The organism is Pseudoxanthomonas sp. J35 (assembly GCF_000513995.1).
In the GTDB taxonomy this organism is placed as follows: domain Bacteria; phylum Pseudomonadota; class Gammaproteobacteria; order Xanthomonadales; family Xanthomonadaceae; genus Pseudoxanthomonas.
In genome coordinates, this window is the sequence record NZ_AZVB01000008.1 from 95,537 (window position 1) to 109,702 (window position 14,166).

At 66.8% G+C, this 14,166-nt stretch carries 13 protein-coding genes; all 13 read left to right on the forward strand.

From position 1 onward, the window contains the following. Positions 1-14: 14 nt before the first annotated feature. The 13 genes from PSEJ35_RS0106705 (at position 15) to PSEJ35_RS17185 (ending at position 14,138) form a co-directional block, all read left to right on the forward strand. The gene (locus PSEJ35_RS0106705) at positions 15-539 is read left to right on the forward strand and encodes a DUF411 domain-containing protein (RefSeq protein ID WP_232207591.1); all 525 of its coding nucleotides are present in this window, start codon (positions 15-17) and stop codon (positions 537-539) included. A gap of 70 nt (positions 540-609) precedes the next feature. Further along, on the forward strand, positions 610-960 hold the full coding sequence (locus PSEJ35_RS16895) for a four-helix bundle copper-binding protein (protein ID WP_084635478.1): 351 nt from the start codon (positions 610-612) through the stop codon (positions 958-960). Between the two features lie 162 nt (positions 961-1,122). Continuing rightward, positions 1,123-1,506 carry a copper homeostasis periplasmic binding protein CopC gene (gene copC / locus PSEJ35_RS0106710; protein WP_024867866.1) on the forward strand — a complete coding sequence of 128 codons (384 nt, stop codon included), beginning with the start codon at positions 1,123-1,125 and terminating at the stop codon, positions 1,504-1,506. A gap of 10 nt (positions 1,507-1,516) precedes the next feature. Further along, a complete protein-coding gene (gene copD / locus PSEJ35_RS0106715) occupies positions 1,517-2,446 on the forward strand; it encodes a copper homeostasis membrane protein CopD (RefSeq protein WP_028917118.1) in 930 nt (309 codons plus the stop codon). Between the two features lie 132 nt (positions 2,447-2,578). After that, complete coding sequence (locus PSEJ35_RS0106720; protein ID WP_024889948.1) at positions 2,579-2,977, forward strand: heavy metal-responsive transcriptional regulator; 399 nt, start codon at positions 2,579-2,581, stop codon at positions 2,975-2,977. Continuing rightward, positions 2,974-5,427 (forward strand): heavy metal translocating P-type ATPase, encoded by a 2,454-nt coding sequence (locus tag PSEJ35_RS15635; RefSeq protein ID WP_255326727.1) that lies wholly within the window; start codon positions 2,974-2,976, stop codon positions 5,425-5,427. The genes PSEJ35_RS0106720 and PSEJ35_RS15635 overlap by 4 nt, the downstream gene beginning before the upstream one ends. Positions 5,428-6,020: 593 nt before the next feature. Beyond that, positions 6,021-7,343: a TolC family protein gene (locus PSEJ35_RS0106730; protein ID WP_232207592.1), complete on the forward strand. Its 1,323-nt coding sequence runs from the start codon at positions 6,021-6,023 to the stop codon at positions 7,341-7,343. Continuing rightward, a complete protein-coding gene (locus tag PSEJ35_RS0106735; protein ID WP_028917120.1) occupies positions 7,340-8,833 on the forward strand; it encodes an efflux RND transporter periplasmic adaptor subunit in 1,494 nt (497 codons plus the stop codon). The genes PSEJ35_RS0106730 and PSEJ35_RS0106735 overlap by 4 nt, the downstream gene beginning before the upstream one ends. Before the next feature lies 1 nt (position 8,834). Beyond that, entirely contained in the window at positions 8,835-11,987 is a 3,153-nt protein-coding gene (locus PSEJ35_RS0106740; RefSeq protein WP_028917121.1) for a CusA/CzcA family heavy metal efflux RND transporter, read from the forward strand. Positions 11,988-12,156: 169 nt separating this feature from the next. Further along, complete coding sequence (locus PSEJ35_RS15640; RefSeq protein WP_051412559.1) at positions 12,157-12,669, forward strand: MerR family transcriptional regulator; 513 nt, start codon at positions 12,157-12,159, stop codon at positions 12,667-12,669. Beyond that, positions 12,666-12,971, forward strand: coding sequence for a DUF2933 domain-containing protein (locus PSEJ35_RS15645; protein ID WP_084635469.1), 306 nt, complete (start codon positions 12,666-12,668; stop codon positions 12,969-12,971). The genes PSEJ35_RS15640 and PSEJ35_RS15645 overlap by 4 nt, the downstream gene beginning before the upstream one ends. Position 12,972: 1 nt before the next feature. Further along, positions 12,973-13,638, forward strand: a complete 666-nt coding sequence (locus PSEJ35_RS0106750; protein ID WP_028917122.1) for an isoprenylcysteine carboxylmethyltransferase family protein — start codon at positions 12,973-12,975, stop codon at positions 13,636-13,638. Between the two features lie 80 nt (positions 13,639-13,718). Next, positions 13,719-14,138, forward strand: coding sequence for a hypothetical protein (locus PSEJ35_RS17185; protein WP_156924749.1), 420 nt, complete (start codon positions 13,719-13,721; stop codon positions 14,136-14,138). The last annotated feature ends 28 nt before the right edge of the window (positions 14,139-14,166 follow it).

The window sequence follows — 14,166 nt, forward strand, 5'->3', positions numbered from 1 at the left end:
GCGGAGAACCGGAAATGAAAGCCTGCAGATTGAACCGACTGGCGTGGGCGGCTTTTGCGGTCGCCGGCCTGGGTGCCTGTACCCAGGCGGCGACACCCGCGCAGTCCACCATCGCGCCCGCTGTACAGGTCGTCCCGGAAACAGCCGACACCACTCCCGCTGCCCTGCCACGCATGACCGTCCACAAGACCCCGACCTGCGGGTGTTGCGGTAGCTGGGTTGACCACGTGCTGAAGGCGGGCTTCACCGTGGATGTGCACGACATGGATGACCTGGGTCCGGTCAAGGAACGGCTGGGTGTCCCCTATGCAAAGGGCTCCTGCCACACGGCCGAGATCGGTGGATACCTCATCGAAGGCCATGTCCCGGCCGCGGACATCAAGCGCCTCCTCGAAGCGAAGCCGGACGCACGCGGCCTGGTCCTGCCGGGAATGCCGCTCGGCTCGCCGGGCATGGAGGTCCCTGCCGGGCGACAACAGCCGTACACGGTCGAGCTGGTCCGTCACGACGGAACCACTGAACCGTTCGCACAGCACTGATCCGGTGCAGGAACAGGGGGCGGTGTTGCGGGCGCGCCGATTCTCGTCCGCGAGGAAGAAGGAGAACCACATGACTCACCATTCCGCGGCACACCGGTCCCAGGCCATGAACGAGTGCATCGACAACTGCACGCAATGCCATGCGATCTGCTTGGAGACCATCAACTATTGCCTGACCAAAGGAGGTGCCCACGCGGCCCCGGAGCACATCGCACTCCTTGCGACGTGTGCCGATATCTGCGCAACCAGTGCCGACGCGATGCTGCGCGGTACGAGCGTTCATAACGTCATTTGCGGTGCCTGCGCGGAGATCTGCCGCCAGTGCGCGGATGCATGCGATGCCATGAACGACCCCGAGATGACGCGTTGCGCTGAAGCGTGTCGTCGATGCGCGGAAAGCTGCAGCGCCATGGCGGCTTGACGCGTCGAGGATCCCGCCTGAGCGGCGGGATCCTCATCTCCAATATCAAAAGCCGACCAACCGTGGTTTCGGTGACAGCCCGACACCTAACGCTTGTCGGATCCAACACAGCACGGCGCCGAACGGGGCTTTGCATCACATTCGCAATGAGGATTTATCCCTATGAAATCATCAAACGTCCTTCGCTCCTTCGCGCTCGTCCTCGCGATTGCGGCTGGGCAGTTCTCCCTGCAGATCGCGCACGCCCACGCCGCGCTGCAGCAGTCCACACCGGCGGCAAATGCGGTGGTGGCTTCGCCGGGCCAGATCGATCTCGTGTTCAACGAAACATTGATTCCGCGGGCGTCGCGTCTCAAGTTGCTCATGAAGCACGGGAGTTCCACCATGCCGATCGAGAATTTCACGACCGAGATCGTCAACAACGGTAAGACCCTGCGTGCCAAGTTGCCCCAGCCGCTGACTCCGGGCGTCTATACCGTGGAATACCGCGCCGTGGGAGGCGACAACCACCCCATGACCGGCAATTTCAGTTTCACGGTGCGCTGAGGAGCAACAAATGCTCGACCTGTCGGCTTATGCAGTGAGGTTCCTGGAATACCTAGTCCTCATGGTTCTTTTCGGGGTCCCATTGCTCGGGTGGTACGGTTCGCGTCGAGCGGCACTCACCGATGCCCTGGCCGGATGGCCACTTATGGGCATTCTATTGGCAAGTGCCGCTGTCGGTATCGTGCTCACCGGCGCCGATGTGGTCTTCAAGACCGCGGGCATCATGGGGATGCCGCTTGCCGACGTTGATCGCGCATCGCTTGGCTGGTATCTGCTCGAGACGTCCGCGGGCCGGGCAGCGATGGCGAGAGGCGCGCTGCTGCTCGCCCTGATGTTTGTGCTTGGATGGCATCGTCGCCGCGGGAAGGTGGAGCCCGCCTTCCCGCTGGCGGTGACGCTGGCGGGCGGCGCACTCGCTTCTCTGGCATGGAACGGCCACGCGGCCGCTGGTGAGGGCGTGGCAGGCGCGGTCCGGCTTGCTGCGGGCCTTGTCCATCTTCTTGCGGCAGGCGGCTGGATCGCAGCGGTCCTGATGTTCCTGGGGATGCTCCTGCGCGGCAAGGAGGCCTCCGGCAGCGGGCGTCTGCGATCAACGCATGACTTTCTGCATGGATTTTCGACGCTGGGAACGATTTTCGTTGCTGCGCTCGTCGTGTCCGGCATCGTGCACTACGGGGATCTCACCGCGTGGTCGTTTTCGGCCCTGTTTCAGAGCACCTACGGGAAGTTCCTGCTGTTCAAACTGGCTCTGTTCGGCGGAATGCTGGGCCTAGGGGCGCTGCACCGATGGACGCTGGTGCCGCGCCTGGGACGGGCGCTGACCAGCGGAGAACCTGCACAGGAGGCGCGTGCTTTGCGGCAAAGTGTTACGGCTGAGGCCGCGCTAGCCATCTTGATCCTGATTGTTGTTTCAGTGCTCGGGACGCTCAGTCCTGTGTAGCGGTTGCAATCCATACGGCAGCTCGAGGCTGGCACCGAAGGCAACGGGCATCAGCGCGAGGGCCACCACCACTTGACTCTGGACCATGGTCAAGGGCACACACTCGGAATCTGGTCTAGCGGAGCGCCCACCATGCAGATAGGTCAACTCGCCAAGCGGACACACGTGCCCATCGACACGATCCGCTACTACGAGAGCCACGGCATCCTGCCCGCCCCTGCCCGTCGCAATTCGGGATATCGATCCTACGGCGACGCCGACGTGGCGCGCCTGCATTTCGTGCGTCGCGCCAAGGCGCTCGGCTTCACGCTGCGCGAGATCAGCGAGCTGCTGCAGCTCTCCGGGCGGTCTGGCGAGGACATGGCGGCGGTGCGCGCGTCGGCGGCGGCACGCCTCGCCGACGTCGAGCGCAAGCTGGATGAACTCACACGCATTCGCGATGGGCTACGCCAACTGGTCACTGCCTGCCCGGGTCACGGCGGCATCCAGGACTGCCCGATCCTGGGTGCCTTGTCGAAGGAAGACGCATGAACACGCACACACATCAGCAGGCACACGGACATGGCGGCAGCACTGCCGGGCAAGCGCCTGAAGGCGGTCCGCCCTCCGCGCCTCCCGGAACGGTGAAGGATCCGGTCTGCGGCATGAACGTCGATCCGAAGACCTCGCCCCACCACGCCGTAAACGCCGGCACGACGTACCACTTCTGCTCGGCCGGTTGCCGCACGAAGTTCGTTGCCGACCCCGGGAAGTACCTCGCACCTGGGCCGATCGAGCCTGCAGCCGCGGTTCCGGGCGCCATGTACATCTGCCCGATGCATCCCGAAGTCCGCCAGGACCACCCCGGTACCTGCCCGCTCTGCGGCATGGCTCTGGAACCGGAGATGCCCGGGCTTGACGACGAGGAGAACCCGGAGCTCGTCGCCTTCAGTCGGCGCTTCTGGTGGACGCTTCCGCTGACGGCGGTGACGCTCGTGCTGGCCATGTTCGGCCAGTACCTCCCGCGTATCGTGCTGGGCGGCGTGCAGATCCTGCCGCTGTCGATCGACCTGCAAACCTGGGTCGAGCTGGTCCTGACCACACCGGTCGTGCTGTGGGCCGGCTGGCCGTTCTTCGAGCGCTGCGTGCAGTCGATCCGCAACCGCAGCCCGAACATGTTCACCCTCATCGGGATTGGCGTTGCGGCCGCCTTTGGCTACAGCCTGGTCGCCACGCTGGCACCCGGCTTGTTCCCGCCGTCGTTTACCGAGCACGGGCGCGTCGGTGTGTATTACGAGGCGGCAGCGGTAATCGTATCGTTGACGCTCCTGGGCCAGATGCTGGAGCTGCGGGCACGTTCGAAAACCTCCGCGGCGATCAAGGGCCTGCTCGGTCTCGCGCCCAAGGAAGCACGGCGGGTCAACCCCGACGGTACCGAGGAAGACATCCCGCTGACCCACGTGCATGTCGGCGATCACCTGCGCGTGCGTCCTGGCGAGAAGGTGCCGGTGGATGGCGAAGTGGTCGAGGGCCGCTCCAGCGTCGACGAATCGATGCTCACCGGCGAGCCGATCCCGGTCGAGAAGACCGCGGGCGACCAGGTCATCGGCGCGACCCAGAACGGCACTGGCGCACTGGTGATCCGCGCCGCCAAGGTGGGTTCCGATACGGTGCTGTCGCAGATCGTGCAGCTGGTCGCGCAGGCGCAGCGCTCCCGCGCGCCGATGCAGCGGATGGCTGATACCGTCGCCTACTGGTTCGTCCTCGCAGTGCTGGCGATCGCGGTGGCCACCTTCTTCATCTGGGGCTTCTTCGGCCCGGACCCGGCCTGGACCTTTGCCATCCTGAACGCGGTCTCGGTGCTGATCATCGCCTGCCCCTGCGCGCTGGGCCTGGCGACGCCGATGTCGATCATGGTCGCCACGGGCAAGGCGGCGCAGGTGGGCGTGCTGTTCCGCGATGCCGAAGCCATCGAGCATATGCGCCGCATCGACACCCTGATCGTCGACAAGACCGGCACGCTCACCGAAGGGCGCCCGGCCTTCAAGGAAGTCGTGGCCTTCGAGGGCTTCGACGCCGACCAGGTGCTGCACCTGGCGGCCAGCCTGGACCAGGGCAGCGAGCATCCGCTGGCCGATGCCATCGTGGCCGAGGCCCGACGCCGGAACTTCGAGCTCGACCGCGTGGAGGACTTCGACTCGGTGACCGGCATGGGTGTGCGCGGAACCGTAGCGGGTCACGCGCTTGCGTTGGGCAATACCGCACTCATGGATGATATGGGCGCCGATCCCGGTGCGCATCTCGACGTCGCCGAGCGTCTGCGCCGCGAGGGTGCTAGCGTCATGTTCCTCGCCGTGGACGGTCGCTTGGCGGGTCTGATCGCGGTCGCAGACCCGATCAAGGCGTCGGCCGCGACCGCCATCAATGAGCTGCACGCCGCCGGGCTGCGCATCATCATGGCCACCGGTGACGGGCTCACCACCGCACGGGCCGTGGCCACCGAGCTGGGCTTGGACGAGGTGCATGGCGAAGTCCGCCCCGAGGACAAGGCCGAGCTGGTGCAGCGCCTCAAGGGCGAAGGCCGGCGGGTGGCGATGGCCGGCGACGGCATCAACGATGCTCCCGCGCTGGCCGCCGCCGACGTCGGCATCGCCATGGGCACGGGCACCGACGTCGCGATGTCCAGCGCCCAGATCACCCTGCTCAAGGGCGACCTGCGCGGCATCCTGCGCGCCCGCAAGATCTCCCAGGCCACCGTGGCCAACATGAAGCAGAACCTCACCTTCGCGTTCCTGTACAACGCGCTTGGGGTGCCGGTCGCGGCCGGGGTGCTCTACCCCGCGTTCGGGATCCTGCTGAGTCCGATGGTCGCGGCGCTTGCGATGAGCTTGAGCTCGGTGTCGGTGGTGGCCAATGCGCTTCGCCTGGCCAAGTCGGCCGCCGTACCGCCCTCGCCGACGGCACCCGTGCGGGACCGTACCTTGGGCCTCGCCAGGGATTGACTTGAGTCAATTGCATCGGTCCTGGTAAGAGGTAAGCTCAAGTCATGGTCCGCATCCGCCATCGGAATTGGTTCCAGCGCACCGCCCTCCTCGCGATGGCGGCGCTGCTCTGGTCCCAGTTCGCTTTGGCCGGCCATGGCGAGTGCCTGGATCTCCCAGGTACGCCGGCGGCTTGTGTCGCTGCCGCCAGTGACACCCGTCACGACCATGGCCACGCTTGCGATGCCGAGCTCCCCTCGGCGAGCAAGGCCCTGTGCGACGCGCACTGCACCGAGGGTGGCATCTCGGCGGACAGTGGGCGCATCCCCTCGATTCCGCCGCTCCTTGTCGGAGCATGGTTCTCCTGGTTCGCAGTCGCCGAGAGTGGGGATGGTGCACCGGGTGTCACGTCCACATGGGTAGATTCGCCACCCAGGCCCGCCTGGCACCGCCCCACCGCTCATCCCGCGGCACTCCTGCTGATCTGATGCCCGGACGCTGACTGCTCCGCACACCGGTGCGGCGCAGTGCTGTGCGTTCGTGCCGTGCGCGTCACGGCATGTGTTCCTGCCTCGTCCGAGCGACCTGCGTCGCGTCGGCCCAAGGACACTGATATGGCATCCCTGTTCGACCCGATGCAGGCCAGGCGCCTGCACCCTTACCCGCTGTTCCGCCGTCGGCCACTGCTCCGGCACCTGCTTGCCTGCGTGTTCGCCGGCGGCTTGTGGACGCTGGCGCTGCCCGCGACCGCCACCGAACCCATCCCGGGGCACAGCCTCGAGTCGATCCGCACCTGGGTTCTGGAACACAACCCCGAGCTGCGGGCCATGGACTTCGAAACCCAGGCCGCCGAAGCGAGGATCCTTCCCGCAGGTGCCCTGCCCGATCCGATGGCCTCGGTTGGATTCCGCGGCCTCGATCCGGACAAGCCCTGGCGCACCGCCGGTGCCGAGCGCGAGGTGAACTACGCGCTGCGCCAGCGCTTCCCGCTCTGGGGCAAGCGTGGTCTGGCGCGGACCGCGGCCAGCCAGGACGCGGTCGCGGTCGGGCTTGACCGCATCACCGCGGCGCGCGACCTGCTGGCAGAGGCTGAAGCGGCGTACGTGCGCTACTGGCATGCCGATCAGGCCGTGGCCGTGCTCGACCGCCGCATCGCCCTGCTCCGCCAGGTCGAGGAAATAGCCGGCGTGCGCTACGCCCTGGGTCGCGCGGCGCAGCAGGATGCCATCCGCGCCCAGGTCGAGCAGACCAGCCTACAGCGCGAGCGGATCGAACGCCTCGCGACCAAGCAGGAGGCGGCCGCCACCTTGAACGCGGTGCTGGGGCGCCGGTCCGATGCACCGCTGGCGACTCCCGGCGAGGCGCCGCGCCTCGCCGTCCACAGCGCCTCGCTTGCCGAGGCACTGGATGACGCCGATGCGCATCCCGCGGTGCGCTCGCAGCAGGCCCGCGCCGAGGCGGCGCGCACGAACGTGGTGCTGCAGCGTCGCAACCGCTTTCCGGACATCACCCTGGGCGTGGGTGCGATGCAGCTCGGCAACGGCCTCGAAAGCACCGAGCTGATGCTCGAGGTCGAGATCCCGTTCCAGCAGCGTGCACGCCGCGAACGCGAGCGCGAATCGCGCCTGCTCGAAGAAGCGGCGCTGGCGCGGATGGACGCCACGCTGCGGGCCGTCGAGGAACGCGGCGCCTCTGCCTGGGCGCAGTGGACCAGCGCACGCGAGCGCCGCGAGCTGATCGAGAACACGCTGCTGCCGCAGGCCGACGCCACCTGGCAGTCCGCGCTGGCCAGCTACCAGGTCGGCGAAGTCGACTTCGGGACGCTGCTGGAAGCACTCAATGAATGGCAGGGCGCCGACCTCGCACGGCTCGATGCACTGCGTGACGAACTGTTGGGCGCCGCCGCCGTGCGCGCCATCGAAGGAGAGATCCGATGACCCGTGTCCAGACCCTGTCGCTCGCCATCGGCGTCGCACTCGCCGCCCTCGCCGTCGGCTGGATGGCCGGCCGCGCGACGAACGATGCTCCGAGCGCAGCCACGTCCGCCGAAGCGCCGGCCGCGGAACGCAAGGTGCTCTATTACCGCAATCCCATGGGCCTTCCGGACACCTCGCCGGTGCCGAAGAAGGACCCGATGGGCATGGACTACATTCCGGTCTACGCCGGCGACGCGCCTGCCGCGGCGCCGGGAACGGTGGTGATGCCACCCGACAAGGTGCAGGCGCTGGGCGTGCGCACCGAAGCGGTCAAGCGCGGCGCCCTGTCCGCCACCGTGCGCACCAGCGGCACGGTCGAAGTCGACGAGACCCGGCAGTACGCGATCGCGCCGCGCTTCGAAGGCTGGGTGGAGCGGCTGTACGCGAACCAGACCGGAATGCGGGTCCGCGCGGGGCAACCGCTGCTGTCCGTCTACAGCCCGCAGCTGGCCGCGGCGCAGCAGGAATACCGACTGGCCGACGAGACCGCCCGCAGGCTGGCGGCGTCCGACCCCGCGAGCGCGGCGTCAATGATCCGGCTGCGCGATGCCGCCCGCACCCGCCTGCGCAACTGGGAAATCAGCGACGCGCAACTCGGCAAGACGGGGCTGGTGCTCACCGCGCCCGCGGACGGGGTCGTGATCGAGAAGCCGGTGGTCCAGGGCGCACGCTTCGAGCCCGGCGAAACCATCCTGCGCCTGGCGGACCTGTCGACGGTGTGGGTGATCGCGAAGGTCCCGGCGGCGCAGGCCGCGGGCATCCAGCCCGGCCAGCCCGCACGATTTGAAACCGTGGCCCTGCCTGGCCAGGTGGCCGAGGGCGAAGTCGCCTTCGTGCACCCCGTCATCGATGCGATGACGCGCACCGTGGATGTGCGCATCGCCCTGCCCAACCCCGACGGCGACCTCCGGCCGGGGCTCTACGGGACGGTGCTGCTCGAGGAGCCGGGGTCCGGACCGGTCCTGACCGTTCCGCGCTCGGCCGTGCTCGACAGCGGCACGCGCCAGGTGGTGCTGGTCGAGACCGGCCCCGGCCGGTTCGCACCGCGCGACGTCACCCTGGGTCGCCGTGGCGGCGATCGCATCGAAGTGCTCGACGGGATCGCCGAAGGCGAACAGGTCGTGGTCTCCGCCAACTTCCTGATCGACGCCGAAAGCAACCTGCAGTCGGCACTCCAGGGGCTTGAGGGTCATGCAGGACACGGCGCGCCTTCGGGCACCACTGAGGATCCACACGCCGGGCACGGTGAGGACGCCGTCGATCCGCACGCAGGTCATGTTGACGAGGTCGCTGATCCCCACGCAGGCCATGCCATACCGGCGACATCGGGAGATCCACCGGCTGCCGCCAGCGATCCTGGCGCGTCCGACGGCCATGACAGCCATGGCGACCATGGAACGATGAACGACCACGGCACACCTGCTCCCGCCACCAGCCACGAGGGGCACTGACATGCTTGGCCGTCTCGTTGAATGGTCGGTGCGCAACGTCTTCCTGGTGCTGCTGATGGCGCTGGCGATTGTCGCCGGTGGCATCTACGCACTGATGAACACGCCGCTGGACGCACAACCGGATCTGTCGGACGTGCAGGTGATCGTGTTCACGGAGTACCCGGGGCAGGCGCCCCAGGTGGTCGAGGACCAGGTCACCTATCCGCTGACCAGCGCCCTGCTCGCGACGCCGAAGTCGAAGGACGTCCGCGGCTTCTCGTTCTTCGGCGCCTCCTTCATCTACGTCATCTTCGAAGAAGGCACGGACCTGTACTGGGCGCGCTCGCGCGTGCTCGAGAACCTCAACGTCGCGTCGAAAAACCTGCCGGCTGGCGTGGCACCGGCACTGGGACCCGACGCGTCCGGCGTGGGCTGGGTCTACCAGTACGTGCTGCAGAGCGACCGCCACTCGCTGGACGAGCTGCGCGCGATGCAGGACTGGTACCTGCGTTACCAGCTCACCACCGCGCCCGGCGTGGCCGAGGTCGCCAGCGTCGGCGGCTTCGTGCGCCAGTACTCGATCACCGTCGATCCGGTCCGGCTGCGCGAGTTCGACATCCCGATTTCACGCGTGTCCGAGGTGATCGCCGAGAGCAACCGCGACGTCGGCGGCCGCGTGATCGAGCTGGCCGAGACCGAGTACATGGTGCGGGGCCGCGGCTACCTGCGCGGTATCGAGGATATCGAGAGCCTGGTTCTGCGCGCCGAAGGGGGCGCACCGGTGCTGATCGGCGACGTCGCCCGGGTCGAACTGGTACCCGATGAGCGCCGTGGCATCGCCGACCTGGACGGCGAAGGCGACGTTGTGGGCGGGATCGCCATTGCGCGCTTCGGCGAAAACGCCCTGGCCGTGATCGGGGGGGTGAAGGAAAAGATCGCCCAGCTTGCGAGTGGACTCCCCGAGGGCGTCAGCGTCCAGGCGGTCTACGACCGCTCCGATCTCATCGTGCGCGCGATCAAGACGCTACGCACGACGCTGCTCGAGGAGAGCCTGATCGTCGCACTGGTGTGCCTAGTATTCCTGTTCCATGCGCGCAGCGCGCTGGTCGCGATCGTCATGCTGCCCGTCGGCGTGCTGATCGCGGTGATCGCGATGCGCATGCTGGGCATGAACTCCAACATCATGAGCCTGGGCGGCATCGCGATCTCGATTGGCGTGATGGTCGACGCGGCGATCGTGATGATCGAGAACGCGCACAAGCACATCGAGCGCTCCGACGGCTCCCGCAGCCGGACCCAGCTGATCATCGATGCCTGTCGCGAGGTCGGGCCGGCGCTGTTCTTCAGCCTGATGATCATCACCGTCTCGTTCCTGCCCGTGTTCGCCCTGGAGGCTCAGGAAGGTCGCCTGTTCAAGCCGCTGGCCTTCACCAAGACCTTCGCGATGGCCGGTGGCGCGCTGTTGTCGATCACGCTGGTACCGGTACTCATGCTGCTGTTCGTGCGCGGCAAGATCGTGCCCGAGCACAAGAATCCGGTGAACCGGTTCCTGGTTGCGGCCTATCGGCCGGTGATCAACGTCGTTCTGCGGCATCGCATGGCCACAATCATGTTTGCGTTGGTCGCCCTGTTTGCAAGCCTGTGGCCTGCATCGCGGCTGGGCAGCGAGTTCATGCCAACCCTCAACGAAGGCACGCTGCTGTACATGCCCGCGTCGCTTCCGGGCATGTCGGTGACCAAGGCCTCGGAGCTGCTGCAGCAGCAGGACCGGATCATCAAGGGCTTCCCGGAAGTGGAGTCGGTGTTCGGCAAGGCGGGCCGTGCCCTGACGGCCACCGATCCCGCACCGCTGGAGATGTTCGAGACCGTCATCAACCTCAAGCCCGAGGACGAATGGCGGGACGGCATGACCACCGACAAGCTCATCGCCGAGATGGACGCGGCGCTGAAGTTCCCGGGCGTCGCCAACTCCTGGACGATGCCGATCAAGGCGCGCACCGACATGCTGGCCACCGGCATCCGCACGCCCGTGGGCATCAAACTCTTCGGCACGGACCTTGAGCAACTCGACGCGCTGGCCACCGAGATCGAAGCCGTGGTGCGCGAAGTGCCGGGCACGACCAGCGCGTTCGCCGAACGCCTGACCGGCGCCTACTACCTCGACATCACCCCCGACCTTGGCAGCCTGGCCCAGTACGGCGTCACCCTGGGCGAGGTGCAGAACGTGGTGGCCGCCGCGCTGGGCGGCGAGATCGTCACCACCATCCTCCAGGGCCGCGAACGCTTCAGCGCGATCGTGCGCTATCCCCGCGAACTCCGCGACGATCCGCACCGGATAGGCAGCCAAGTCCTTGTGCCGGTGCCCGGCGGCGCCCAGGTGCCGCTGGGCGAACTGGCGCGGATTGAGGTCAGGAAGGGTGCGCCGAGCATCCGCACCGAGAACGCGATGCTGGCGGCGTACATCTACATCGACACCCGAGAGAGCGATCTCGGCCGCTACGTGAAGGCTGCGCAGGAAGCGGTCACCGAGCAGGTGCAGTTCCCGCCTGGCTACTACGTGACCTGGAGTGGACAGTACGAATACATGCAGCGCGCCGCCGACAAGATGCGCGTTGTCATCCCCGTGACGCTGGCGCTGATCTTCCTGCTGCTGTACCTCAACTTCCGCCGGGTCACCGAGTCGTTGATCGTGATGCTGTCGGTGCCCTTCGCACTGGTCGGCGGCGTGTGGTTGATGTGGCTGCTCGACTACAACACCAGCGTCGCGGTAATCGTCGGCTTCATCGCGCTGGCCGGCGTCGCAGCTGAAACCGGCGTGGTCATGCTGATCTACCTCGACCACGCGCTGGAGGCGCGCGCCGCGCAGAGGCAGGCCGAAGGCCGCTCGCTGGATGCTGGCGACCTGCGCGAAGCGATCATCGAAGGCGCGGTCGACCGTGTACGTCCGAAGATGATGACCGTGGTGGCGATCATGGCTGGCCTGCTGCCGATCATGTGGAGCAGCGGCACCGGCTCCGAGGTCATGCGTCGTATCGCCGCGCCGATGGTGGGCGGCATGGTGTCGTCCACGGTGCTGACCCTGGTCGTGATCCCGGCGCTGTACTCGCTGATCAAGCAGCGGCAACTGGCCAGGAAGCCGCCGGCACCCACTGCGCTGCCCGTGGAGATGCGGTGATGCGGCCGTTCAACACATGCACGGACGGATCGTCCGCGCACGCGCGGACGTGGACTTGCGCCCGTTGGCGACAGTCTCGGGCGTTTGTGACTGCGACCACGCTCATGCAGGTTGACCTGTGTGCGAGACACAGGTCTAGCCTGACCTACACCCTGCCGGGAGTGCGCCAATGACGGTCACCGACAAAGCAGTACCGCCGCTGATGACGGTCCGCCAGCTGGCCCGACAGGGCGACGTCACGGTGCATGTGGTGCGCAACTATCTGCGGCGCGGCCTGCTGCAGGCGGCGAGGCACACCGAGAGTGGCTACCAACTGTTCTCGGCTTCGGAGCTCCAGCGCCTGCACTTCATTCGCACCGCCCAACAGCTCGGCTTCACGCTGGCGGAGATCGAGGAGATCATCCGCCACAGCCTGCTGCGACATAGTCCCTGCCCGTTTGTGCGGGACATCATCCGACGCCGACTCGACGACACCCGCCAGCAACTGGACAACCTGCTCGCCATGCACGCGCGGATGGAACATGCCGTCCACGCCTGGTCTTCGCTGCCGGATTCCATCCCGACTGGCAACGATGTCTGCGCATTGATCGAATCCGTTGCCGCCGCTGAGGGCGGCGGGTTCGTCAGGTCCACCCCGCGGCGCCTCCTTGGACGCCGCCCCACTCAGGAGAATTTGCCATGACTGTCCCCGGTCCTGCCACCTCGGGGTCCCGACGTTGGGTCTTCTGGATCTTCCTGGCGCTGGCCTTGTTCTATCTCGGCTTCGAGCACCGCGCCCACCTTGCGGGAACGCTCCGCTGGCTGCCGCTGGCGATCCTGCTGCTATGCCCCCTGTTGCAGGTGTTCATGCACAAGGGGCATGGCGGTCACGGCGGTCATGGGCGCGACAGCAATGCCGACGACACACCTCACGGCCAGCATGAGAGCCGGCGCACGCGGACGCTGGATGACGAAACGTCCGGCCCCTCGAACGGAGGACGATGACATGCACGCACCTGACTCCGGCTACGGTCTTTGGCTCCTCGCCGCCATCGACGCCGCGTTCTTCATCTTCTTCGCCTGGAGCTTCTACAAACCGCTGACCCGGTGGGACTGGCGTGGGTTCGGGATGTTCTCCGCATTCGTCGTGGCCCTGTTCGCGGAAATGTATGGCTTCCCGCTGACGCTGTACGTCCTGGGCGGGTGGCTCAGCGCCAACTATCCGCAGGTCAACTGGCTCAGCCACGACGCCGGCCATCTGCTGGAGATGTGGTTCGGCTGGCGCGCCAATCCGCATTTCGGTCCATTCCACCTCGCGAGTTTCGTCCTGATCGGCGGCGGCTTCTGGCTGCTGTCGGCAGCTTGGCCCGTGCTGTATCGGGCACAGCGTGAGGGTCGGCTTGCCCGGGAGGGCGTCTATGCGCGCTTGCGTCACCCGCAGTACGTCGCCTTCGTATTCGTACTGACCGGTTTCCTCCTGCAGTGGCCCACGCTGCTCACGCTCGTCAGCTATCCGGTGCTGGTGTGGGCCTATGCCCGCCTCGCGCGTCGTGAGGAGAGGGATTGCCTGAGCCGCTTCGGCGAGGACTACGTGAGCTATATGCAGGAGGTGCCGGCCTTCATACCGCGACGCCGGCGCGGTCCTGTCCGATCGGCGGGGGAAGCCCGATGAAGGCCGACCGTCGTGTTCCATCCCTTCGTGCTCTAGCAGTCTCGCTGTTTCGCCTCACATCCATGCAAGGAGTCCACACAATGAACAACGTCACACATGCCGCCTGTTTTTCTGGCCCACGCACCAATCCCAATCGCTGGTTCGCCGCGCTGGCGCTGGCGGGCGCCTTCGCCTTCTCCTTCGCACTGCCGGGGGTTGCTTCCGCGAGCGAAGGCGGGTTCCGCCACAACGTGTTGATGCGCGGCCAGGTTCTGGAGACGCAGGACGACACACTGGTGGTCTGCGTCGGCAAGGCCGACGGAGCCCAGGTCGACCAGGTGCTGGATGTGATCCGGCACAAGCGCCGTAACCGCGGTCCTCGGGATATCGGGCCGCGCTTTCGCCGGGAAGCCGTCGGTCAGGTGCGCATTACCGGGCTGTTCGACGACCACTACGCAGAGGCTGAAGTGATCTCCGGAAAGCCCAAGGTCAATGACATCGTCGAGCTGATTCGACCGTGAGCAAGCCACGCGTCCGGCGCGATCTGCG